The sequence below is a fragment of the Bradyrhizobium sp. BWC-3-1 genome (genome assembly GCF_032917965.1).
Classification (GTDB): domain Bacteria; phylum Pseudomonadota; class Alphaproteobacteria; order Rhizobiales; family Xanthobacteraceae; genus Bradyrhizobium; species Bradyrhizobium canariense_D.
Genome location: NZ_CP136625.1, coordinates 8,466,655 through 8,487,302 on the forward strand (window position 1 = coordinate 8,466,655; position 20,648 = coordinate 8,487,302).

Annotated in this window: 20 protein-coding genes; 5 read left to right on the top strand and 15 right to left on the bottom strand. The window is 64.5% G+C overall.

Annotated features, from left to right (window positions below):
• Positions 1-10: 10 nt before the first annotated feature.
• The 6 genes from pstB to RX329_RS40510 form a co-directional block, all read right to left on the bottom strand.
• The gene (gene pstB / locus RX329_RS40485) at positions 11-832 is read right to left on the bottom strand and encodes a phosphate ABC transporter ATP-binding protein PstB (RefSeq protein WP_085349683.1); all 822 of its coding nucleotides are present in this window, start codon (positions 830-832) and stop codon (positions 11-13) included.
• A complete protein-coding gene (gene pstA, locus RX329_RS40490) occupies positions 829-1,674 on the bottom strand; it encodes a phosphate ABC transporter permease PstA (protein WP_018456065.1) in 846 nt (281 codons plus the stop codon). Before pstA ends, pstB begins: the two co-directional genes overlap by 4 nt.
• A 4-nt stretch (positions 1,675-1,678) precedes the next feature.
• The gene (pstC, locus tag RX329_RS40495) at positions 1,679-2,668 is read right to left on the bottom strand and encodes a phosphate ABC transporter permease subunit PstC (RefSeq protein ID WP_085384939.1); all 990 of its coding nucleotides are present in this window, start codon (positions 2,666-2,668) and stop codon (positions 1,679-1,681) included.
• Positions 2,669-2,766: 98 nt separating this feature from the next.
• Positions 2,767-3,780 carry a phosphate ABC transporter substrate-binding protein PstS gene (pstS, locus tag RX329_RS40500; RefSeq protein WP_085358361.1) on the bottom strand — a complete coding sequence of 338 codons (1,014 nt, stop codon included), beginning with the start codon at positions 3,778-3,780 and terminating at the stop codon, positions 2,767-2,769.
• A gap of 143 nt (positions 3,781-3,923) precedes the next feature.
• Positions 3,924-5,222 (bottom strand): ATP-binding protein, encoded by a 1,299-nt coding sequence (locus RX329_RS40505; protein WP_085349681.1) that lies wholly within the window; start codon positions 5,220-5,222, stop codon positions 3,924-3,926.
• Positions 5,223-5,255: 33 nt separating this feature from the next.
• Positions 5,256-6,311, bottom strand: coding sequence for a lysylphosphatidylglycerol synthase domain-containing protein (locus RX329_RS40510; RefSeq protein WP_018456061.1), 1,056 nt, complete (start codon positions 6,309-6,311; stop codon positions 5,256-5,258).
• Positions 6,312-6,661: 350 nt separating this feature from the next.
• On the opposite strand from RX329_RS40510, the gene RX329_RS40515 reads away from it, so the two are divergent.
• Complete coding sequence (locus tag RX329_RS40515; RefSeq protein ID WP_274535543.1) at positions 6,662-6,793, top strand: hypothetical protein; 132 nt, start codon at positions 6,662-6,664, stop codon at positions 6,791-6,793.
• Positions 6,794-6,820: 27 nt separating this feature from the next.
• Here the strand turns inward: RX329_RS40515 and RX329_RS40520 are convergent, their stop codons facing one another.
• The 4 genes from RX329_RS40520 to RX329_RS40535 all read right to left on the bottom strand — a co-directional run bounded on the left by RX329_RS40520 (position 6,821) and on the right by RX329_RS40535 (position 10,151).
• A complete protein-coding gene (locus tag RX329_RS40520) occupies positions 6,821-7,750 on the bottom strand; it encodes a haloalkane dehalogenase (RefSeq protein ID WP_085358303.1) in 930 nt (309 codons plus the stop codon).
• Positions 7,747-8,337: a TetR/AcrR family transcriptional regulator gene (locus tag RX329_RS40525; RefSeq protein ID WP_085349679.1), complete on the bottom strand. Its 591-nt coding sequence runs from the start codon at positions 8,335-8,337 to the stop codon at positions 7,747-7,749. Before RX329_RS40525 ends, RX329_RS40520 begins: the two co-directional genes overlap by 4 nt.
• A 120-nt stretch (positions 8,338-8,457) precedes the next feature.
• A complete protein-coding gene (locus RX329_RS40530; RefSeq protein WP_085384937.1) occupies positions 8,458-8,754 on the bottom strand; it encodes a hypothetical protein in 297 nt (98 codons plus the stop codon).
• A 2-nt stretch (positions 8,755-8,756) separates the two neighbouring features.
• Positions 8,757-10,151, bottom strand: a complete 1,395-nt coding sequence (locus RX329_RS40535; RefSeq protein ID WP_085358301.1) for an OmpA family protein — start codon at positions 10,149-10,151, stop codon at positions 8,757-8,759.
• 164 nt (positions 10,152-10,315) lie between these two features.
• Here RX329_RS40535 and RX329_RS40540 point away from each other — a divergent pair, with 164 nt between their 5' ends.
• Together RX329_RS40540 and RX329_RS40545 are read left to right on the top strand one after the other, a co-directional pair.
• A complete protein-coding gene (locus tag RX329_RS40540) occupies positions 10,316-11,374 on the top strand; it encodes a polysaccharide deacetylase family protein (RefSeq protein WP_085349676.1) in 1,059 nt (352 codons plus the stop codon).
• A gap of 124 nt (positions 11,375-11,498) precedes the next feature.
• A complete protein-coding gene (locus tag RX329_RS40545; RefSeq protein WP_085349675.1) occupies positions 11,499-12,299 on the top strand; it encodes an SDR family oxidoreductase in 801 nt (266 codons plus the stop codon).
• 110 nt (positions 12,300-12,409) lie between these two features.
• Here the strand turns inward: RX329_RS40545 and boxB are convergent, their stop codons facing one another.
• The 4 genes from boxB to RX329_RS40565 all read right to left on the bottom strand — a co-directional run bounded on the left by boxB (position 12,410) and on the right by RX329_RS40565 (position 18,254).
• Positions 12,410-13,861 carry a benzoyl-CoA 2,3-epoxidase subunit BoxB gene (boxB, locus tag RX329_RS40550; RefSeq protein WP_085349674.1) on the bottom strand — a complete coding sequence of 484 codons (1,452 nt, stop codon included), beginning with the start codon at positions 13,859-13,861 and terminating at the stop codon, positions 12,410-12,412.
• Positions 13,862-14,010: 149 nt separating this feature from the next.
• The gene (boxC, locus tag RX329_RS40555) at positions 14,011-15,699 is read right to left on the bottom strand and encodes a 2,3-epoxybenzoyl-CoA dihydrolase (RefSeq protein ID WP_085349673.1); all 1,689 of its coding nucleotides are present in this window, start codon (positions 15,697-15,699) and stop codon (positions 14,011-14,013) included.
• A gap of 72 nt (positions 15,700-15,771) precedes the next feature.
• Entirely contained in the window at positions 15,772-16,593 is an 822-nt protein-coding gene (locus RX329_RS40560; protein WP_085349672.1) for an alpha/beta fold hydrolase, read from the bottom strand.
• 119 nt (positions 16,594-16,712) lie between these two features.
• Complete coding sequence (locus RX329_RS40565; RefSeq protein WP_085349671.1) at positions 16,713-18,254, bottom strand: benzoate-CoA ligase family protein; 1,542 nt, start codon at positions 18,252-18,254, stop codon at positions 16,713-16,715.
• Between the two features lie 152 nt (positions 18,255-18,406).
• Between RX329_RS40565 and RX329_RS40570 the strand changes: the two genes are divergently transcribed.
• Positions 18,407-19,315, top strand: a complete 909-nt coding sequence (locus RX329_RS40570) for a helix-turn-helix transcriptional regulator (RefSeq protein ID WP_085349670.1) — start codon at positions 18,407-18,409, stop codon at positions 19,313-19,315.
• A 12-nt stretch (positions 19,316-19,327) separates the two neighbouring features.
• Positions 19,328-19,720, top strand: a complete 393-nt coding sequence (locus RX329_RS40575; protein WP_018456047.1) for a group II truncated hemoglobin — start codon at positions 19,328-19,330, stop codon at positions 19,718-19,720.
• A 90-nt stretch (positions 19,721-19,810) separates the two neighbouring features.
• Here RX329_RS40575 and RX329_RS40580 read toward each other — a convergent pair whose 3' ends face one another.
• Positions 19,811-20,596 carry an IclR family transcriptional regulator C-terminal domain-containing protein gene (locus tag RX329_RS40580; protein ID WP_085357722.1) on the bottom strand — a complete coding sequence of 262 codons (786 nt, stop codon included), beginning with the start codon at positions 20,594-20,596 and terminating at the stop codon, positions 19,811-19,813.
• Positions 20,597-20,648: the final 52 nt, after the last annotated feature.

The window sequence follows — 20,648 nt, forward strand, 5'->3', positions numbered from 1 at the left end:
GTCGCGTCTCCTAGCCGAACCGGCCGGTGATGTAATCCTGCGTGCGCCGATCGGACGGCGACGTGAAGATCTTGCTGGTGTCGTCGAACTCTATCAGCTCGCCGAGATACATGAAGGCGGTCTTGTCGGAGACGCGCGCCGCCTGCTGCATGTTGTGGGTGACGATCGCAATCGTGTAATCCTCGGACAGCTCCTGGATCAGCTCCTCGACCTTGGCGGTCGAGATCGGGTCGAGCGCCGAACAGGGTTCGTCGAACAGAATCACCTCGGGCCTCACCGCGACGGTGCGGGCGATGCAGAGGCGCTGCTGCTGGCCGCCGGAGAGCGACAGGCCGGAGGCGTTGAGCTTGTCCTTGACCTCGTTCCACAGCGCGCCGCCGCGCAGCGCCTTCTCGACGCGGCCGTCCATCTCGGACTTCGAGATCTTCTCATAGAGACGGATGCCGAACGCGATGTTCTCGTAGATCGTCATCGGGAACGGCGTCGGCTTCTGGAACACCATGCCGACGCGGGCGCGCAGCAAATTGAGGTCCAGCCTGGGGTCGAGAATGTTGGTCTGATCGAGCATGAGCTGACCGGTGGCGCGCTGGCCGGGATAGAGGTCGTACATCCGGTTGAAGATGCGCAGCAGGGTCGACTTGCCGCAGCCCGACGGACCGATGAACGCCGTAACGCGGTTGGCGCCGAGCGTCAGGTTGATGTTCTTCAGCGCATGGTGCTCGCCGTAATAGAAGTTCAGGTTACGCACGGTCACCTTGGGAGGCGCCTCGGGCAGCACCGCCGCATGCGGCAGTCCACCGGACGCGCTCATCGACACGGAAAGATCACTCATTTTGCGGTCCTCTCGGCGCCAAGGATGCGCGCGAAAATATTAAGGGCAAGAACGGTCAGGGTGATGAGCAGCGCCCCGCTCCAGGCCAACTGCTTCCAATAGGCATAGGGGCTCTGCACGAAGTTGTTGATGGTCACAGGCAGGTTCGCCATCGTCTTGTTCAGGCCGAGGCTGAAGAACTGGTTCGATAGCGCGGTGAACAGCAGCGGCGCGGTTTCACCGGCGACGCGAGCGGTCGCGAGCAGCACGCCGGTGATGAGACCCGATCGGGCAGCCCGATAAGCGATCCGCTTGATCACCAGCGAACGCGGCAGGCCGAGCGCCGAGGCCGCCTCGCGCAACGCGTTCGGCACCAGCAGCAGCATGTCCTCGGTCGTGCGCAGCACCACCGGGATCACGATGACCGCGAGGGCGAGCGAGCCTGCGATCGCCGAGAAGCCGCGCATCGGCACCACCACGGCGCCGTAGATGAACAGGCCGATGATGATCGAGGGCGCCGAGAGCAGGATGTCGTTGATGAAGCGGATCACCGAGGTCAGCCGGTCATTGCGGCCGTATTCGGCGAGATAGGTGCCGGCGAACATACCGAGCGGCGCGCCGATGCCGACGCCGATCACGGTCATGATCAGCGAGCCGACGATGGCGTTGAGCAGACCGCCCTCGTTCGATCCCGGTGGCGGCGTGTTCTCGGTGAACAGCTGGACATTGAGTCCCGCCAGCCCGTTGTAGAGCAGCGTGATCAGGATCAGCGCGAGCCAGGTGACGCCGAAGGCGGTTGCGGCGATGCAGAGCCCGCGGACGACGATGTCCTTGCGGCGTCGGCGTGAATAGATCGGATTCATGGCGCTAATTCCCCGCCTTCTTTTCCAGCCGCATCAGCATCAGCCGCGCCGCTGCGAGCACGAAGAAGGTCAGAACGAACAGCAGGAGGCCGAGCAGGATCAGGCCGGATTGGTGCAGGCCGTCGCTCTCGGCGAACTCGGATGCGATCGCCGCCGAGATCGTGGTGCCCGGCGCAAAGATCGATGACGAGATCCGGAACGAGTTGCCGATGATGAAGGTCACCGCCATGGTCTCGCCGAGCGCGCGGCCCAGCGCCAGCATGATGCCGCCGATGACGCCGACCCGGGTGTAGGGGATCACCACGCTGCGGACGACTTCCCATGTGGTGCAGCCGACGCCGTAGGCGGCTTCCTTCAGGACCGGAGGCACCGTCTTGAACACGTCGACCGAGATCGAGGTGATGAAGGGCAGCACCATGATGGCAAGGATCAGCGCGGCATTGAACAGGCTGAGATAGGACGGGGGACCTGCGAAGATCGCGCCCAGCACGGGAACGCCGTCGAAGATCTTGATCATGAAGGGCTGGAACGTGTTGGCCAGGAACGGACCCAACACGAAGAAGCCCCACATGCCGTAGATGATCGAGGGAATACCGGCGAGCAGCTCGATTGCCATGCCGATCGGGCGGCGCAGCCATTGCGGGCAGAGCTCGGTGAGGAAGATCGCAATGCCGAGACCCACGGGAATGGCGATCAGCATCGCGATGAAGGAGGTGACGAGCGTGCCGTACATCGGCCCGAGCGCGCCGAGCACCGGCGGATCTGCGGAGGGCGCCCAGCGCTGCGTCCAGAGGAAGGAGACGCCGTATTCTTTCATCGCCGGGAAAGCGCCGACGATCAGCGAAATGATGATGCCGCCGAGGATCAGAAGCACCGAGATCGCGGAGAGCCGCGTAATCCAGTAGAAGGTAACGTCGCCGACCTTGAACGCGCTCAAGGCCTTGGCGCGGTCATACGGTCCGGCGTCGTCGATTACATCGCTCTGAACGGCCATCTCTGCCACGCCGATCCCCTGTACCAAATAGTATACGTTTTTTGTTGGTCCGTGCCCCGGATGCAGCGCAGCGCATCCGGAGCACGAGCGTCGCGAACCTAGCTCTTGATGTCGGCAGCCCAGGTCTTCTCGATCAGCTGAACGACCGGATCCGGCATCGGGATGTAGTCGAGCTCTTCAGCCGCCTTGCCGCCGCTCTTGAAGGCCCAGCGGAAGAACTTGATGGCTTCCTGCGAGGCCGCCTTGTCGGTGGCGTCCTTGTGCATGAGGATGAAGGTCGCCGCCGTGATCGGCCAGGATTTCTCGCCGGGCTGGTCGGTCAGGATGACGTAGTAGCCGGGAGCCTTGGCCCAGTCGGCGTTGGAGGCGGCCGCCTGGAAGGCTTCGACGGTGGGCTGCACAGGCTTGCCGGCCTTGTTGATGAGACCGGTGTAGGTCAGCTTGTTCTGCTTGGCATAGGCGTACTCGACATAGCCAATCGAGTTCTTGGTCTGGCTGATGTTGCCGGACACGCCTTCATTGCCCTTGGCGCCGACGCCGACCGGCCACTCGACCGCGGTACCCTCACCGACCTTGCTCTTCCAATCCGCGCTGGCCTTGGCGAGGTAGTTGGTGAAGTTGAAGGTGGTGCCCGAACCGTCCGAACGGCGGACCACGGTGATGGCCTCCGAGGGCAGCTTCACGTTCGGGTTGAGCTTCTTGATCGCGGCGTCGTCCCATTTGGTGATCTTGCCGAGATAGATGCTGGCCAGCGTCTCGCCGTCGAACACCAGTTCACCGGGCTTCACGCCCTCGATGTTGACGACGGGCACGATGGCACCCATCACCATCGGCCACTGGACGAGGCCGTCCTTCTCGAGCTGCTCGGCCTTGAGCGGCGCATCGCTGGCGCCGAAGGTCACGGTCTTGGCCTGGATCTGCTTAATACCGCCGCCGGAGCCGATCGACTGGTAGTTCAGACCGTTGCCGGTCTCCTTCTTGTAGGCGTCGGCCCATTTGGAATAGATCGGGAACGGGAACGTCGCGCCGGCTCCGGTGATGTCGGCAGCAAAGGCCGCCGTCGTCGATGCGGCGACCATGCCAGCAGCGACGAGTGTTTTGAGGAAATTCATGCTGGTCTCCATACAGGGGAGCGAAGCGCCATCCGCGCCCGATCGCGCTCCCCGTGCCGCCCCTTTAGGAGCGGACAGCTGAGCTTTTACGAAGGTTTGGTGACAGTCGGATGACAGTGTTAAGCAGCTGAAATCGCTGGAATTTAGCTCAGAGCCGCAGGCTTGCCCTGGGGAAAACAGGCGGTGAAAGTGGCGCCCTGTTTGGGCACGCTTTCGATCAAAAGCCGGCCGCGATGACGGTTAAGAATATGTTTCACCAGCGACAATCCCAGGCCGGTGCCGCCCTGCGAGCGGCTGTCGCCGACATCGACCCGGTAGAAGCGCTCGGTCAGCCGCGGCAGGTGCTCCGGCGCGATGCCGGGGCCGAAATCCCGGACCAGCACCCGGATTTCCTGAGTTCCATCAGGGGCCGCGCCTGATATCAGCGACACGATAATGCGTCCACCGGAGGCGCCGTATTTGAGCGCGTTCTCGATCAAATTCTCGAACAGGCGGAGCAACTCCTCGCGGTCCCCCGCGATCAGCACCGGGGTCTCGGGCAGCTGGGTCTCGACCTCGACCTGGCGTTCCCGCGCCAGCGGTTCGAGCCCATCGGCGACCTGCAAGATGATCGGCAGCAGGTCGACCAGGGTGTCGGGCCGCACATGGGCCGACAGCTCCACCCGCGACAGCGACAAGAGATCGTCGATCAGGCGCGCCATCCGGGTGGCCTGGTTGTGCATGATGCCGAGGAAGCGCTCGCGCGCCTTGGGATCCTCCTTGGCTTGGCCCTGGAGCGTGTCGATGAAGCCGGACAGCGCGGCCAGCGGCGTGCGCAGCTCGTGGCTGGCATTGGCGACGAAATCGGCCCGCATTTCCTCGACCCGGCGCAGCGGCGTCTGGTCGTGAAAGGTCATCAGCATGCATTTGTCGGCGCCGCCAAAGGTGGTCGGCACCGGCACCGGCGTGATGGTCAGCTCCATCCAGCGGTCGACCGGGACATGGTCGAGATAGGTCGCGCGCCGCGGCTCGGTGGTCGCGATCGACTCGCGCAGCGCCGTGATGATCTCGGGCGAGCGCAGCGCGAACTGGGCGAGCTCATTCCGGCGCAGTGCCGGCGCGAGCTGGGCGGCTGCGGCGTTGAGATGGATGACGCGGCCGGCGCGGTCGAGCAGGACCGCGGGATCGGGCATGCCGGCGACCACTGCGGCGACCGCCGCGCTCTCGACCGGGTTGACGCGGCGGGTCTCTTCGCGCGAGGCGGCGGTATCGTGCAGGCGCCACGGGATCAGCGCTGCGGCCGCGATGCAGAGGAACACCGCAATCGCATGCAGCGCCGATAATTCCCCCAGCGAGACCACCACGGATAGCGCGAGCGCCGCGGCGATCAGGATGACGGTCGAGTGCCGCAGCCGGTCGGACCAGGGCGGGGAGGAGGGAGAAGTTGGGGCGTCGATCGCCATCGGGGCGGGCTTCTCCAAAAGGCCTTGCGCCGGTCAGGCGCCGCTGTCGCTGCGCTTTCTCACGTAAGCGGCTTCAGGCGCGGGGCCGGGGTCGAGCTTGAGCGCCGCCTGCTGCAGGCGCTTCGATCGCGCGCCGATGATAACTTCGCGAAACGTCAGCAAGATTACAGAAATGACGAAAGGGGACAGATAATAGAGGACGCGGAACAGCAGCATCCCGCCCAGCAGCTCCTCGCGGTCCATCTGCCAGAGCCCGACCAGCATCGCCGCGTCGAACACGCCAAGGCCTCCGGGCGAATGGCTGGCAAAGCCGAGCAGCGTGGCCGAGACGAAGATCACCGCGACCACCACGAAACCGAGATTGGGCTCGTCAGGGACCAGCACGTACATCGCGAGCGCGCAGAAGCCGAGATCGATGATGCCGATCGCGATCTGGAGCAGCGTCAGCGGGCCGCCCGGCAGCATCACGGTCCAGGGCCCGCGGCCGACCATGCGCGGCTGGGTCCAGACCCAGACCACGTAAGCGACCAGTCCGACGATGATCATCATCGCCAGCATCCGGTTCAGCCAGGGCGGAAGCATGTCGATCGAGGCCGCGGCTTCCGGATGATAGGAGATGCCGAGGCCCAGCACCGCGGCATTGCCGAGCCAGAAGGTCAGGCCGGCGAGGAAGCAGATCTTTGCGACGTCGATCGCGTTCAGGCCGTAGGCGGAATAGATGCGGTAGCGCACCGCGCCGCCGGTGAAGACGCTGGCGCCGACATTGTGGCCGATCGAATAGCTGGTGAAGGCAGCGAGCGCGTTAATCCGATAGGGCACGTGGGGATGGCCGATCGCGCGCACGGCGAACAGGTCGTAGAAGGTCAGCGTGAAATAGCCCGCAGCGACGAACAGCGCCGCCATCGCGATCTGGCTCGGCTCGGTGCTCTTGATCGCTTCGAGGACTTCGTTGACATCGATGCCGCGCAGCATGTGGTAGAGCACATAGCAAGCGATGCCGATGACCGCGACGCTGATCACAACTCCAAGCTTATGCAGGATTTGCTTCTGGCGCAGAAACGACATCGCCCTGCGTATGGCTTCCAGCATCTAAACCTCGAACAACGCTTCAGCGGCCAGGGTGGCCGGCGAACAGGCGGACGACACGCAGGCACCCGACGAATCCTCGCCGGCGGCTCCGGCATCGCGCATGCCCCCTGCCCCTCCACTAGCGCGTTTTGGGGCGGAGTGGAATTCGACAATTCGAACAAAAAGTCGTGGCTTCAAGGTTTTAGGCAGGTTGCGGGCTCCTGATGCACGGTTTGGCGCTTTCGGCGGCAAGCCTGACGCGAATCTCCATGGCCATCCTGGCGCAGACGCCATGAAGTTTTGATGATTTCGGCCGTACAATGTTCCGTCACGGCTTAAGTCGAAATCAATCTATGGGCGGGATTTCGCTGTTGAAAGAGGGTCGCGCCGCGCGCGGCCGCTGCGGCGCGCACGATTACGTGGCCGACGGCTCGCGCTCGATCATCCGGTTGCACTGCGACATCACAGACGTCATTGCGGCCGCCCGCAAGCGGCCGCGATGAGCACGTCGTTCGGAGGTAGCGTTCTGCTCAGGCCGCAAGCTGCGGGCGCACCGCCTCGATGCCCGCAATCCAGCCGGCCACGGAGCGCCCGATCGCTTCGGGGTGATCCTCCTGGAGGAAATGCAGGCCGGCGCCGAGACGAACCAGCGCGCAGTGCTTCAGGGAGGCTGCAAACCGTTCGGCAAATTCCGGTGAGACCAGAGCTCCGGGCTCGCCGGTGAACAGGAGCTTTGGATAGGACGACGCGGCCAGCGCTGCATGCGCGGACTGCAGAGCCTGATAGACGTCAGCGGGCTCGCCTGCGATCGGCAGTTCGCGCGGAAGTGCAAGAACGGGCCGGCGGCTCTCTGGTGTTGGAAACGGCGCGCGATAGGGCGCCATCTCGTCATCGCTGAGCTTGCGGGCGATGCCGCCCGGCAGCACACGCTCGACGAAGGCATTCGCCTCGAGGATCATCGCCTCGCCCTCGCCCGGCGTCCTGAATTTGCGGAAGGCCGCCCGCGCCGCCTCGGCATGCTCCTGCTCCGCGGCAACCTCGGTGTCGTGGAAGTCCTGCCAGGTCGGCATCGGACGGATGAACTCCATGAAGGCGAGCCCGCGCACGAAATCCGGCCGGCGCGCCGCAAGATGAAATGCGAGCGCTGTGCCCCAATCCTGCGCAATGAGATAGGCCGACGTAATGCCGCGCTGTTCGATGAAGGCATCGAGATAGCGGACGTGATCGAAGCGGTACGCGATGTCGGGCTTGTCGGACTGACCGAAGCCGATGTTGTCGGGCGCGAGGCAATGCGCGACCGGTGACACCAACGGCATGATGTTGCGCCAGATGTGCGAGGACGTCGGATTGCCGTGCAGGAAGAGCGCGACCGGCGCGTTCTGCGCGCCTGCCTCACGATAGGCCATGCTGCTTCCGAGGACGGACGCTTTGCGAATCTTGATGTCGATCTGCTTGGTCATGTCAGCTCCTTGAACACGGTTTGGAATGCGATGCTCTTGAAACGTTCGAGCGCTTTGGGATTGCGGTCGACCTTCATGCGCAGGATCGCGCCCTGCCAGGACGCGAGCAGGAAGTCTGCGAGCTCCTCGGGCTCGAAATCGGATGCGATCTCGCCGCGGGTCTGCGCCTCGGCGATGCAGGCGGCGAACGGCACGCGCCATTCGGCAAAGATGTCGGCGAGGCGCACGCGCAGCATCTCGCTGCTGCCGGTCGCTTCCAGACTGAGATCGCCGATCAGGCAGCCGCGACCAAAGCCGTCGGCTCCCAGCCTGCCCGTGATGATGTCGAGGTAGCGCTTGAGCCGTGCGCGGGGGCTCAGCGAGACATCCTGCAATGCCTCCGCGACCAAGCTCCTGGTGAGATCGAAATAGCGGTCGAGCACCTCGGAGGCGAACGCTTCCTTGGAGCGGAAATGATTGGTGAAGGACCCCTGCGGCGCGCCCGCAGCAGTGGTGACGTCGCGCACGCTGGTGCCGTGATAGCCGGTCCGAAACATGACCTTCAGGCCGGCGTCGAGAATGGCGTCTTTGAGCGAGGGCTTTGGCATGGCGAAGTAATACGCACGTACGTATTAATGTCAAACGCCCCGCCCTTGCCCTTGAAACCCGATGGCGGAGCAAGTGATGAGCGCGATAGCGGGCGCGCGTTTGCCTCTCAGCTCAGCCGCTCAGGCCGGCGGCATGCTGCGTGCGACCACCCGATCGCGCAGCCAGGCGCCGATGGCGGCGCCGACGAGGTAGCAGCCGAACATGGTCAGGCCGAGGTCGAGCCAGTAGCCGAAGCGACCGGGGACCACATGCGCGAACGAGGCCGCGACCAGGCCGGCAACAAGCACGGCGAGCCAGCGCGCGGTCACCTTCGAGGTGCCGTTGCCGCGCTGGACCACCGAGATCCAGCCCATGCAGAAGCCGAGCAGCAGCGAGCCGATCAGCCAGCCCAGATGGAACGAGACGAGATAGGGCATCGTCACCTCACCAGAAATTCGATGCGGCGGTTCTGCGCCTTGGCGTCTTCGCTGTCATTGCCGGCGACTGGCTGCGTGCTGCCGTAGCCGACCGCGGTGAACCGGTTGGCAGGCAGGCCGGCCTTGACCAGGTAGTCGATCACCGCCTGCGCGCGCTTCTCCGAGAGTGCCTGGTTGAAGGAATCCTCGCCGTCGGCATCGGTATGCCCGGCGACCTCGATATTGGTGGTGGGGCATCGCAATGCCGTCTCGATCAGATGATCGAGAATGCCGGCGGAATCCGGATCGATCTCGGCGCGCTTCGCCCCGAAGCGAATCTTGGCCTTGGCCAAGAGCTCGGAGAACAATTGTTGGCACACGGTGCCGTCGACCGGCCCGGCAGCGGGCTTCACCGTGATCTCCGGCTTGTACTGCCAGTTTTTCGGAAAATCCTTGCCGAGGCCTGCGCGGATGTCGTTGGCGGCACCTTCATAGAGCGCATCGCCCGACAGCTTCACCTCGCGGTCGGACACGACGAGCGTGCCGGTCGACAGTCGCGACAGCGCGCCGAGCGCTGCGACCACGGCGGGGCTGAACGAGCCGGGCGCGCCGACGCTGGCCTTGAGATTGTCGACGACCTTTTCGTTGAAGAATTTCCGCGACGCACTGGTGGCGATGGCCGCGTGGACATTGTTGTCGGGAACATAGCCGGTCAGCGTCACCGTCGCAGCCACCGGATCCTTGTAAGCCTGGAACACGTAAGGCGGCGCCTTGACGTCGTTGGCGGCGATCGAAAAGCCCTCGGGCAGGTTTTTAAGTGCCGCTGCGACCGCTTCGCGGCCGCCGAGATCGCGCGCCATCCCCGACACAGTGACTTTGGTGTCTGTGATCGTGATCTTGCCGTCCTTGAGCTTGCCGATCTGGTCGAGCAGCAGCATCGCAGCCGCCTCGAACCGCGGCGGTGCGCCGCGGGCCAAACCCATCTGATCGGCCACCTCGGTGCCGCCGACCTCCTTGCGGGCCGCCTCTGTCAGGCGGCCCTTCATCGACGGCAGCGGCGCGGAGCCCGACAGCGTCACCCGCACCACGTCGCGTTCGGCGTTCCAGACGAAGGGCTTTGCCTCGGGCACGAGGCGGGTCCGGTCGTCGACCAGGCGCACGCCGGGGACCGTCTCGACCGCCACAACGGCGTCGCGGCGCCCCTCCTCGGAAAACGCGTCCGCAGCCAGGCTGACGTCGCGGCCGTCCACCGCGATCCGGGTCTTGTCCAGAACGGTATCCTTTAGCGCCGCCGAGCTGCGGGCGGAAAGGTCCGCCTCGACCGGCAAAGTGTTATTCCAGGCCGCAAATCCCCACATGACGGCCAGGGGGATCAGCCCCGGCCACCATTTGCTGGCCCACCTGAAAAGCTTGTGCATTCGACGACCCGAACTCTGGAACCGGAGACAAAACAAACCCTTGGCAGGCTGTCAAACCGGAAATGACGCCCTTCCGAAGGCCGGGCCTGGACAATTGGAATAACTTTTTCTTCAAGGGTTCTTCCGTAAGTTGAAAGCGGAATGCCAAAGTCCGCCAGCGGGTCATGAAACAACTCCGTAACAACGTCATCCGCGCCGGGCTGGAAGCACTCTATTTCAGCGGCGCCCACCACCTGTTGCGCCCGCTTTTGTCGGGCGTCGGCGCCATATTCATGCTGCATCACGTGCGGCCGGCCCGCGGCGCGGCGTTCCAGCCGAACCGGCATCTCGAAGTCACCCCCGAATTCCTGCGTGCCACACTGCGCCACCTGCGCGCGCGCGAGATCGACATCGTCAGCATGGACGAGCTGCATGAGCGACTGGTGCGGCGCCGGTTCGACCGCCGCTTCGCGGCCTTCACGCTCGACGATGGCTATCGCGACAATCTCGATTTTGCGCTGCCAGTTCTGCGCGAATTTGACGCGCCCTTGGCGGTCTATGTCGCCAGCGATTTCGCGGAGGGGACGGGCCGGCTGTGGTGGGAGGCGCTGGAGGCCGTGATCGCCAAGACCGAGCAGATCGAGGTGACGATCGGCAATGCCGCGCTGCGGCTCGATGCGACGACGCCAGCCGCCAAGCAGGTGGCGTTCGATCGCCTGCACGACTGGTTGCGCGCACTGCCCGGCGAGCACGATCTCAAGCGCGAGATCGAGGCGCTCTGCACGAAGTACGGCGTCGACATGGCCGCGCTGTGCCGCAGCCTCTGCCTGTCCTGGGACGAGGTGAAGACATTTGCCGCCGATCCCCTGGTCACGATCGGCGCGCATTCCGTCAGCCATTGCAATCTCGCCAAGCAAAGCGAAGCGATCGCCACGCAGGAGATGGCCGTGAGCCGCGCGCGGATCGAGCAGGCGCTCGGCCGCAACGTTCAACATCTGGCCTATCCCTATGGCGATCGCGAGGCGGCGGGCGAGCGTGAATTCGTGCTCGCTGCATCCGCCGGCTTCAAGACCGCGGTGACGACGCGGCCCGGCATGCTGTTCGCCGAAAACGCCGGCCGCATGACGGCGCTGCCACGGGTCTCGCTCAACGGCAATTACCAGGACACGCGGATTCTGCCGGTGCTGACCTCGGGCGCCGCGACCGCGATGTGGAACGGCTTCCGCAGGATCGCGGCGGCTTAATCTCTCCGTCTTGGCTGCCCGAACTCAGACGTCGCATGGCGAAAGCCAGGACGACGATGCGGCACTTTCCTTGACTCCCCTCCGTACCCCGCTCAAAACGTCGCCAAACACCAAGGGAGGCACCATGTTCAACGATCTGTTCTCGCTCAAAGGCCGCGTCGCGCTGGTGACCGGTGGTTCGCGCGGCATCGGCAAGATGATCGCGGCGGGATTTCTCAGCGCGGGAGCCGCGAAGGTCTACATCACCGCGCGCAAGGCAGGACCTTGCGAGGCCACCGCGAGAGAGCTGTCAGGCCGATATGACGGTGAGTGCATCGCGCTGCCGATCGACATCTCGACCGTCGACGGCTGCGACAGGCTCGCTGGCGAAATCATCAAGCTGGAGCCGAAGCTCAACATCCTCGTCAACAATGCAGGGGCTGCCTGGGGCGCGGAGTTCGACGAATTCCCCGAAAGCGGCTGGGACAAGGTGATGGACCTCAACGTCAAGTCGCTGTTCTTCCTGACCAAGGCGCTGGCCAAGCCGCTGCGCGCGGCGGCTTCGCATGAGCGGCCCGCCAAGGTCATCAACATCGCCTCGGTTGACGGCATTTTCATCAATCCCGGCGAGACCTACTCCTATGCCGCGAGCAAGGCCGCGGTGATCCATTTGACGCGGCGCATGGCGACGAAACTGATCAAGGACAACGTCAACGTCACCGCGATCGCGCCCGGCGCGTTCAAGTCCGACATGAACCGGGCTGCGCGCGACCATTCGGACGAGGTCGCCAAGCGCATTCCGGCGCGGCGGATCGGAACCGACGAGGACATGGCGGGCGTGGCGATCTATCTCGCCTCGCGCGCGGGTGACTACGTGGTCGGCAACACCATCGCGGTGGATGGCGGCGTGGTGTACGCGAACGCGGGGCTGGAGATCGCGGGGTAGGCGGGGGCGCGTCAGCACGACGCCCTCACCTCACACTCCGGTGTCGTCCCGGCCTTCGCCGGGACGACAGGTGAGTATGTAGCGCGGCCGTCGCGCCTCGCTGGCGGCCCTTACGACTCGATCCTCACATATTCGAAATCGCCGGGCTTGTTGTCGATGCCGACTTTCGGCGGTGAGATCCAGGAGGCGAACTGGCCGGTCTCGGTGACGGGCTGCATCAGCGAGGTGATGAAGTCGCCGTCCGCGGTCGAGGGCAGCCATTCGTCCTTGCGCTTCGCCCAGGTGGCATCGTCGATCAAAATGCCGTCGGGCGTCGCGTGGATGCCCTTGAACTCGCCGATATGGCGGTGGAAGGCGACGTTGGGCAGCTTGAGCTGAAACTGGTAGCCCGCGGTCGAGATCACCTTGTTCCAGCGCAGCATGCCCTTGACGCAATCCTGGCTGTAATCGTCGCGCAGGCGCATGTTGAGCGCGGTCAGCGCCGGCTCGTCGACGAGCTTGATCTCGCCGTCGATGAACTTCAGCACCGGATAGGTGGCGTTCTTGAGCTGATGATCGTCGTCGATCTGGGTCTCGTGATAGCGGCCCTTGATGCCGGTGTTGAAGGCGTTCGCCGCGTTGGTCGAGACTTCCGAGCCAAACAGATCGAGCGACAGCGTATAGTGCAGGTTCAGCTTCTTCTGAATGGTCGGCAGGTCGATCACGCCGAGCGCGCGGACCTTCGCGATGTCGGTGGGATCGGTGATGCCGGCTTCGCGCATCGCATCGCAGGTGCGCTGCACGACGCGGGTGATGCCGGTCTCGCCGACGAACATGTGGTGCGCTTCTTCCGTCAGCATGAAGCGGCAGGTGCGCGACAGGGGATCGAAGCCGGACTGCGCAAGCGAGTGCAGCTGCATCTTGCCGTCGCGGTCGGTGAAGTAGGTGAACATGAAGAAGGACAGCCAGTCCGGCGTCGCCTCGTTGAAGGCGCCCAGCATGCGCGGCGAGTCGGCGTCGCCCGAGCGGCGGCGCAACAAATCGTCGGCCTCTTCACGTCCGTCGCGACCAAAGTACTTTTGCAGCAGGTACACCATCGCCCAGAGGTGACGGCCTTCCTCGACATTGACCTGGAACAGATTGCGCATGTCGTACAGCGAGGGCGCGGTCTTGCCGAGATGGCGCTGCTGCTCGACGGAGGCGGGCTCGGTGTCGCCCTGGATCACGATCAGACGGCGCAGCATGGCGCGATACTCGCCCGGGACTTCCTGCCAGGCCGGCTCGCCAAAATGCTCGCCGAACGGCACGACGCGGTTCTCTTCCTGGGGAGCAAGGAGAATGCCCCAGCGATACTCGGGCATCCGCACATAGTCGAACTTGGCCCAGCCGCGCGGATCGACCGAATAGGCGGTGCGCAAGTACACCAGCGATTCCTGGAAGCCTTCCGGCCCCATGTCTTTCCACCAGTCCATGTAGCCGGGATGCCAGCCTTCCAGCGCCTTGAGCACCTGGCGGTCTTCGGCCAAATTGACGTTGTTCGGAATCTTGGTCGAGTAGTCGACGTTCATGATGTTCACGTTCATGGCCGTGCTCCTTGGATTTCTTTCGTCATGCCCGGCCTTGTGCCGGGCACCCACGTTCTTGCTTGCTCAGCCAAGGACGTGGATGGCCGGGACATTCTGTACGAAGACGCGCTTCGCGCTTTTGCCCGGCCATGACGCAGCAAATGTCGTCACACCCGCGTCATATCGAATTTCGGCTTCTGGCCGCTGCCGTAGCGGCGCAGCGCGCCTTCCTCGCCGACCGCGTTCGGGCGCTGGAAGATCCAGTTCTGCCACGCGGTGAGGCGCGAGAAGATTTTCGATTCCATCGTCTCGGGGCCGACGAAGCGCAGGTTGGCTTCCATGCCGGTGAGGCTGTCGGGCGAGAAGCTGGCGCGTTCCTCCAGAAACACGCGGACCTCGTCGTCCCAGTCGATGTCGTCGAGTGCGAATGTGACGAGACCGAGCTCTTCGGCCTGCTCGGCGTCCAGCGCGGTGCCCATCGTGGCTTCCGCGCGTTCCACATCGGACGGATCGGCCTGGAAGCGCGACTGAAGCCGCGTCAGGCCATGGCTCATCGGATACGGGCCAAAATTCATCGCTGACAGTTCGATCGACGGCGGCGGGCGGTTGTCGCCCTGGCGCGTGCCGATCAGCATGTAGGAGCGGTCGGCGGCGAAGACGAGCTCGGCGAGCGTGCCGGCGAAGCAGGAGCCGGGCTCGACCAGCGTCACCAGCGTGCGCGAGGTGACGTCGATGCGCTTCAAGACGCGCTTCCAGTAGTGCCTGATTTCGTTGACCAGCCAGTGCGCCTTGTTGGCTTCGAGGAAGGCGTCGCAGGCGAGCACATGGGCGCGGTCGCCGTGGCTCTTGAACACCAGCATGGCGGTCTCGAGTTCGTTGATGCGCAGATGCAGGATGGCGTCGTCGAGTTCGCGCGCGACCTGGAGCGGCCAGAACGCGACACCCTGCGCCATCATCCCGTCGATATCGGCGGGCGGCGCGGCTTCAGGCGCCTTGATCGAGATCGTGGCGATGCGGGCGGCGCGGTCGACGTCGACGGTGACAAAGCCGTAGCGGATGCTCGTCTCATCGATGATGCGCTTGAGCGGCGTCAGCGCGATGCCCTTGCCGCTGCCCTTGCGCTTCGAGGCCTGGGCGAATTCCCTGGCGCGCTCGGCAACCTTGCCTTCGAGCTTGCTGTTCGGCGCGATCTCGTCGACCAGGCGCCATTGCACGGCGCGCTTGCCCTTCACGCCTTCTTCGATGGTGCAGAAGAAATCGGCGTGATCGCGGCGCACCTTGCGCTTGTCGACCACACGCGTGAGGCCGCCGGTGCCCGGCAGCACCGCGAGCAGCGGCACTTCGGGCAAGGCGACGGCGGACGCGCCGTCATCGGCAAGCATGATGTAGTCGGTGGCGAGCGCGAGCTCATAGCCGCCGCCGGCGGCCGAGCCGTTCACGACGGTGATAAAGCGCTGGCCGGAATTCTCCGACGAGTCTTCCATGCCGTTGCGGGTCTCGTTGGTGAACTTGCAGAAATTGACCTTGTGGGCATGCGTCGAGCCGGCGAGCATGCGGATGTTGGCGCCGGCGCAGAACACGCGGTTCTTGGCCGAGCGCATCACCACGACCTTCACCTCGGGGTGCTCGAAGCGCAGGCGCTGGACCGCGTCGGCAAGCTCGATGTCGACGCCGAGATCGTAGGAATTGAGCTTGAGCAGATAGCCCTCGAACAGGCCGCCATTCTCGTCGACGTCCATGGTCAGGGTGGCGACGTCACCGTCAACCGCGAGCTTCCAGTGCCGGTAGCGGGACGGCTCGGTCTGGAAATCGATGAATGTCGCGCCGCCTGCGAGGCGCCGATTTTCCTCGGCCATGGGCCACCCTTGAGTTCGTCTTGGTTTACCGTTAGATGCACAATAATGCATATTGTTGCGCGCGTCTAGACCTTAACGGCCCATACATGCATTTTGTTGCATGTCCTCTCCTAGGGCCGCTGCTGCAAATTGCTCGATCGCGTGAAGCGTCGCTCCCGGAGCTTCGCGATGCGGAGAATGCGCCGCGCCCGACATGACTTTCAAATCGACCGGGCAATAGCATTCTTGCTGCGCGATCTCGGCCTGACGCAGCGTCCCGTATTGGTCGTCCACGCCTTGAAGGATCAGGACCGGAACGCGAATATAGGCGAGATATTCCGAGATATCCCAGTCGCGGAATTTCGGATCGAGCCAGGCGGCGTTCCAGCCGTAGAAGGCGTTGTCGACGTCCGTGTGCCAGCGCGCGAGCTTTGCCTTCAGGTCGGTGGTCTCAAATGCCGTCTTGATGTCCGCAATCGACTTCACCGAGATGTCCTCGACGATGAAATGCGGCGCGATCAGTACGAGGCCGTTCAGGCGATGATCCTGATGCGCGCCGGCATAGATCGTCGCGATCGACGCGCCGTCGGAATGGCCGAGCAGCAGGCCACGCCTGAAGCCGATCGCGTCGAGGATCTTCGGCAGCACGTCGAGTGCCTCGCGCTGCATGTAGTCGAGCGGCCGCGGCAGCGCGACCTTGCTCGACTGGCCGTAGCCCGCGCGCGAATAGACGAAGATGCCGGCGGAGGTCGCCTCTCGCAGCTTCTCGGGGAAGTCACCCCAGAGCCCGACCGAGCCGAGGCCTTCATGCAGCATGACGATGGTCGGTGCATCGGCGGATTGCGGCGCCAGCCATTTGTATTCGAGGCTGGCGTCGCCGATGCTGAGGAAGCCGGTGGGGGCGAGGTTGGTCATGCTCTGTCGCTCTTCTCTCTCCGTCGTCAAGCCCGGGGCTTGACCCGGGCATCCACGTCTTCCCTCAATCGCGGATGCACGTGGATGGCCGGGTCAAGCCCGGCCATGACGACCTGTTGTCAATTCGCCCCGTCCCGCAGCTTGAACCGCTGGATCTTCCCCGTCGCCGTCTTCGGCAAGGAATCCACCACGTCGATCCAGCGCGGATATTTCCACGGGCCGATCTTCTGCTTGACGTGATCCTTGAGCATCTCCTGCAGGCCCGCCGTCGTCGCGCCGGGGCGCAGCACGACGAAGGCCTTCGGCTTCAGCAGACCTTCCGGATCGGCTTCGGGCACGACGGCAGCTTCCAGCACGGCGGGATGCGTGATCAGCGCGCTCTCGACCTCGAAGGGCGAGACCCAGATGCCAGAGACCTTGAACATGTCGTCGGCGCGGCCGCAGAAGGTATAGCGGCCCTCGGAATCCCTGACATATTTGTCGCCGGTGCGGGTCCACGGCCCCTCGAACGTGCGGCGGCTCTTGTGGCGCTGGTTCCAGTACCCCTCGCCGGCGGAGGGCGCATCGACCAGGAGCTCGCCGACCTCGCCGTCGGCGACATCCTGTCCGGCCTCGTTGACAAGCCGCACCGCATAGCCGGGCACCGGTTTGCCGGAGGAGCCGTATTTGATGTCGCCGGGCGCGTTCGACAGGAAGATGTGCAACAGCTCGGTCGAGCCGACGCCGTCGAGAATATCGACGCCGAAGCGCGCCCTCCAGCTGTTGCCGACGGACTCCGGGAGCGCCTCGCCGGCCGAGGTGCAGATGCGAAGCGACTTGCCGCCGCGCTCGCTCTTCATCGCTTCGTCGTTGAGCATCGCCGCGAACAGGGTCGGCACGCCGTAGAAGATCGAGGGATTGTAGCGGTTCATCAGGTCGAACATGCGTGCGGGCGTCGGCCGTTCGCTGTTGAGCACCACGCTGGCGCCGACCGACATCGGAAAGGTCAACGCATTGCCGAGGCCATATGCGAAGAACAGCTTTGCCGCGGAAAGACAAACGTCGTTCTCGCGAATGCCGAGCACCTGCTTCGCATAAGTGTCCGCGGTCGCCTGCATGTTCGAATGGATGTGCCGCACGCCCTTGGGCATGCCGGTCGAACCTGAGGAATACAGCCAGAATGCCGGCTCGTCGGAATGGGTGGCGGCGGTGGTGAACTGATCGCTCTCGTCCGCAATCTCCTCGGCGAGCTGCTTGTGGCCGTTCTGTTTGGCGCCGGAGACCACGACATGCTCCAGATCCGGCATGCGGCCGACGACGTCCTTGATGACGGGATAGAGCGCTTCCGAGACGAACAGCACGCGCGCGCGGCAATCGGCGAGGATGTAGGCGTATTGATCTGATGTCAGCAGCGTGTTGAGCGGCACCGGCACGATGCCGGCGCGGATCGCGCCCAGAAACACGATCGGGAAGTCGACCGTATCCAGCATGATCATGGCCACGCGCTCTTCGCGGCGGACCCCGAGCCGGCGCAGCATGTTGGCGGCGCGCCGCGTTTCGCGCTGGAGCTCGCCATAGGTGAGCCGTGAGACGGTGTCATCGAAGGCGAGCTTGTTGCCGCGTCCCTCCTCGACGTTCCGGTCGAGCAGCCAGGTCACCGCGTTATAGGATCCCTCGCTCACGGACTTCTCCCCTGAATTTAGAATTATAATTCATAGAAAGACACCGCCTCGGCTTGCTGTCAATGCCAGCAGGCACTATGTTTCATTAATACGCGCCGCAGGACCTCTTTAAAAGAAGACATCCGCTCAAGCAGGCCCATGATCCGCAGTCCATGACCGACAGTCCCGACGCCGAATCCCGATTTCTCGAACAGCTCGGCCAGCGCGTGCGCACCATGCGCGCGCTGCGCGGCATGTCGCGCAAGGTGCTCGCTAAGGTATCAGGAATATCGGAGCGCTACATCGCGCAACTCGAAAGCGGCAAGGGCAACGTCTCCATCGTGCTGCTGCGCCGCGTCTCCGACGCGATGGGCGCGCATCTCGAAGACCTGCTTCCCTCGGCCGATCCGACCCCGGACTGGCAGATGTTTCGCGATCTCCTGCGCAAGGCGACGCCGGCGCAGGTCGCACAAGCAAAAGATCTGCTCGCAGGCGGCAGCGCCTCCGCGCCGCGGCGCGCGCCGTTCTGCGGCATCGCGCTAATCGGCTTGCGCGGCGCCGGCAAATCGACGCTTGGGCGGATGCTGGCGAAGAAGGTCGGCTGGAGCTTTGTCGAGCTCAACAAGGAGATCGAGCAGCAGAACGGGCTGTCGGTCGCCGAGATCATCGCGCTCTACGGCCAGGAAGGCTTTCGCCGCATGGAGCAGGCGGCGCTGCAGCAGCTGCTCGCGCGCCACGAGCTGATGGTGCTGGCGACCGGCGGCGGCATCGTCTCCGAACCTCTGACCTTCGACCAGATCCTGTCGTCGTTCTACACGATCTGGCTGAAGGCCGAGCCCGAGGAGCACATGGCCCGCGTCCGCCGCCAAGGCGATTTGCGCCCGATGGCCGACGACCGCTCCGCGATGGCGGAGCTGCGCAACATCCTCTTGAGCCGCGAGCCGCTGTATGCGCGCGCGACGGCGGTGGTGGACACGGCGGGACTGTCCGTCGATGCCGCCGCGGCGCGCCTGGTTGATGCGGTGCGGCCGGTGCTGCAGAACGAAGCGCGCAGCTTCGGGCTGCGCAGCGTGGCGCTGTAGGTCCGAACTCCCATGACCGAGAGCGACGTCGCAATCGCCATGTTCGAGCGGATCGGCGGCAGCGCCACGATCGATCGACTGGTCGATCGCTTCTACGACCGGATGGATACGCTGCCGGAGGCGAAGATCATCCGCGCGATGCATGCGGACGACCTCGGCCTGATCAGGGATGTGCTGAAGCGCTATCTCACCGAATGGACCGGCGGCCCGAAACTCTATTCGGTCGAGAAGGGCCACCCGCGGCTGCGCCAGCGCCACATCGGCTTTGCCATCGGCGATGCCGAGCGCGACGCGTGGATGCTCTGCATGCGCGGTGCGCTGGAGGAGACGGTTGTGGACGCCGCAGCGCGGCAGGACCTCGACAAGGCGTTGTCCGGCCTCGCCGACTGGATGCGCAACCGCTAGTGATTTTTGCACGGGCGCGTAGCCCGGATGAGCGAAGCGACATCCGGGTCTTCACGATGACTTTCCCGGGTATCGCTTCGCTCACCCGGGCTACAAGAGTTGCGACCGCACCGCCTCCGCGCCCTCACGCAACAGCGGCAAAAATCGCTCGATCAATTCCTGCGCCGGCACGCGATCGACGTGCGCGCCCATGTTAATGGCGGCGACGATCACGCCGTCGTAGCGGCGGACGGGGACCGAGATCGAGCGGAAATGCGGCTCGGCCTCGCGGTCCACCAGCGAATAGCCCTGCGCGCGATCGGCGACGGTGCGCGCGAGCAGCACCTTGGGATCGGTTACCGTCTGCGGCGTCAGCGCTTCGCGCTTCGTCGCCGTCAGGCGCGCAGCAAGCTCGGCATCGTCGAGTTGACCGAGCATGGCGCGGCCGACCGAAGTGCAGAAGGCCGGAAGCCGGTAGCCGATTTCCAATCCGCCCGAGAACATCCGCGCCGGACTGCTGCGCGCGATGAACACGACCTCATCGCCGTCGAGCACCGCGAGCGAGGAGATTTCGTTGGCCGCTGTCGCGAGGCGGTCGAGCACCGGTTGCAGGACCGTGACGAGTTGGCTCGACCGCAGATACGACGCGGCGAGTGTCAGCACATGTGGCGTCAGCGAGAACAGCTTCCCGTCGCCACTGACGAAGCCGCCGCGCTGGAGCGTGAACAGCATGCGCCGCGCGGTGGCGCGGGGAAGCTCAGCGGCACGGGCGAGATCGCTCAGCGTCATCGGGCCGGCCGTGATGCCGAAGCATTGCAGCAGGCGCAGCCCGCGATCGAGGCTCTCGACGAAATCCGTCGCACGTTCGTCGCTCTCGCGTCGCTTCAGCTTGGGCATGGTGTCGGGTCATTCGTGCAAAATAGTGCTTGCTGCCGCGTCAAGGCATGCC

Excerpts from the sequence above, each read along its gene's own strand:
- pstB (WP_085349683.1), bottom strand. The coding sequence starts at position 832 with ATGAGTGATCTTTCCGTGTCGATGAGCGCGTCCGGTGGACTGCCGCAT.
- pstA (WP_018456065.1), bottom strand. The coding sequence starts at position 1,674 with ATGAATCCGATCTATTCACGCCGACGCCGCAAGGACATCGTCGTCCGC.
- pstC (WP_085384939.1), bottom strand. The coding sequence starts at position 2,668 with ATGGCCGTTCAGAGCGATGTAATCGACGACGCCGGACCGTATGACCGC.
- pstS (WP_085358361.1), bottom strand. The coding sequence starts at position 3,780 with ATGAATTTCCTCAAAACACTCGTCGCTGCTGGCATGGTCGCCGCATCG.
- RX329_RS40505 (WP_085349681.1), bottom strand. The coding sequence starts at position 5,222 with ATGGCGATCGACGCCCCAACTTCTCCCTCCTCCCCGCCCTGGTCCGAC.
- RX329_RS40510 (WP_018456061.1), bottom strand. The coding sequence starts at position 6,311 with ATGCTGGAAGCCATACGCAGGGCGATGTCGTTTCTGCGCCAGAAGCAA.
- RX329_RS40520 (WP_085358303.1), bottom strand. The coding sequence starts at position 7,750 with ATGACCAAGCAGATCGACATCAAGATTCGCAAAGCGTCCGTCCTCGGA.
- RX329_RS40525 (WP_085349679.1), bottom strand. The coding sequence starts at position 8,337 with ATGCCAAAGCCCTCGCTCAAAGACGCCATTCTCGACGCCGGCCTGAAG.
- RX329_RS40530 (WP_085384937.1), bottom strand. The coding sequence starts at position 8,754 with ATGCCCTATCTCGTCTCGTTCCATCTGGGCTGGCTGATCGGCTCGCTG.
- RX329_RS40535 (WP_085358301.1), bottom strand. The coding sequence starts at position 10,151 with ATGCACAAGCTTTTCAGGTGGGCCAGCAAATGGTGGCCGGGGCTGATC.
- RX329_RS40540 (WP_085349676.1), top strand. The coding sequence starts at position 10,316 with ATGAAACAACTCCGTAACAACGTCATCCGCGCCGGGCTGGAAGCACTC.
- RX329_RS40545 (WP_085349675.1), top strand. The coding sequence starts at position 11,499 with ATGTTCAACGATCTGTTCTCGCTCAAAGGCCGCGTCGCGCTGGTGACC.
- boxB (WP_085349674.1), bottom strand. The coding sequence starts at position 13,861 with ATGAACGTGAACATCATGAACGTCGACTACTCGACCAAGATTCCGAAC.
- boxC (WP_085349673.1), bottom strand. The coding sequence starts at position 15,699 with ATGGCCGAGGAAAATCGGCGCCTCGCAGGCGGCGCGACATTCATCGAT.
- RX329_RS40560 (WP_085349672.1), bottom strand. The coding sequence starts at position 16,593 with ATGACCAACCTCGCCCCCACCGGCTTCCTCAGCATCGGCGACGCCAGC.
- RX329_RS40570 (WP_085349670.1), top strand. The coding sequence starts at position 18,407 with ATGACCGACAGTCCCGACGCCGAATCCCGATTTCTCGAACAGCTCGGC.
- RX329_RS40575 (WP_018456047.1), top strand. The coding sequence starts at position 19,328 with ATGACCGAGAGCGACGTCGCAATCGCCATGTTCGAGCGGATCGGCGGC.
- RX329_RS40580 (WP_085357722.1), bottom strand. The coding sequence starts at position 20,596 with ATGCCCAAGCTGAAGCGACGCGAGAGCGACGAACGTGCGACGGATTTC.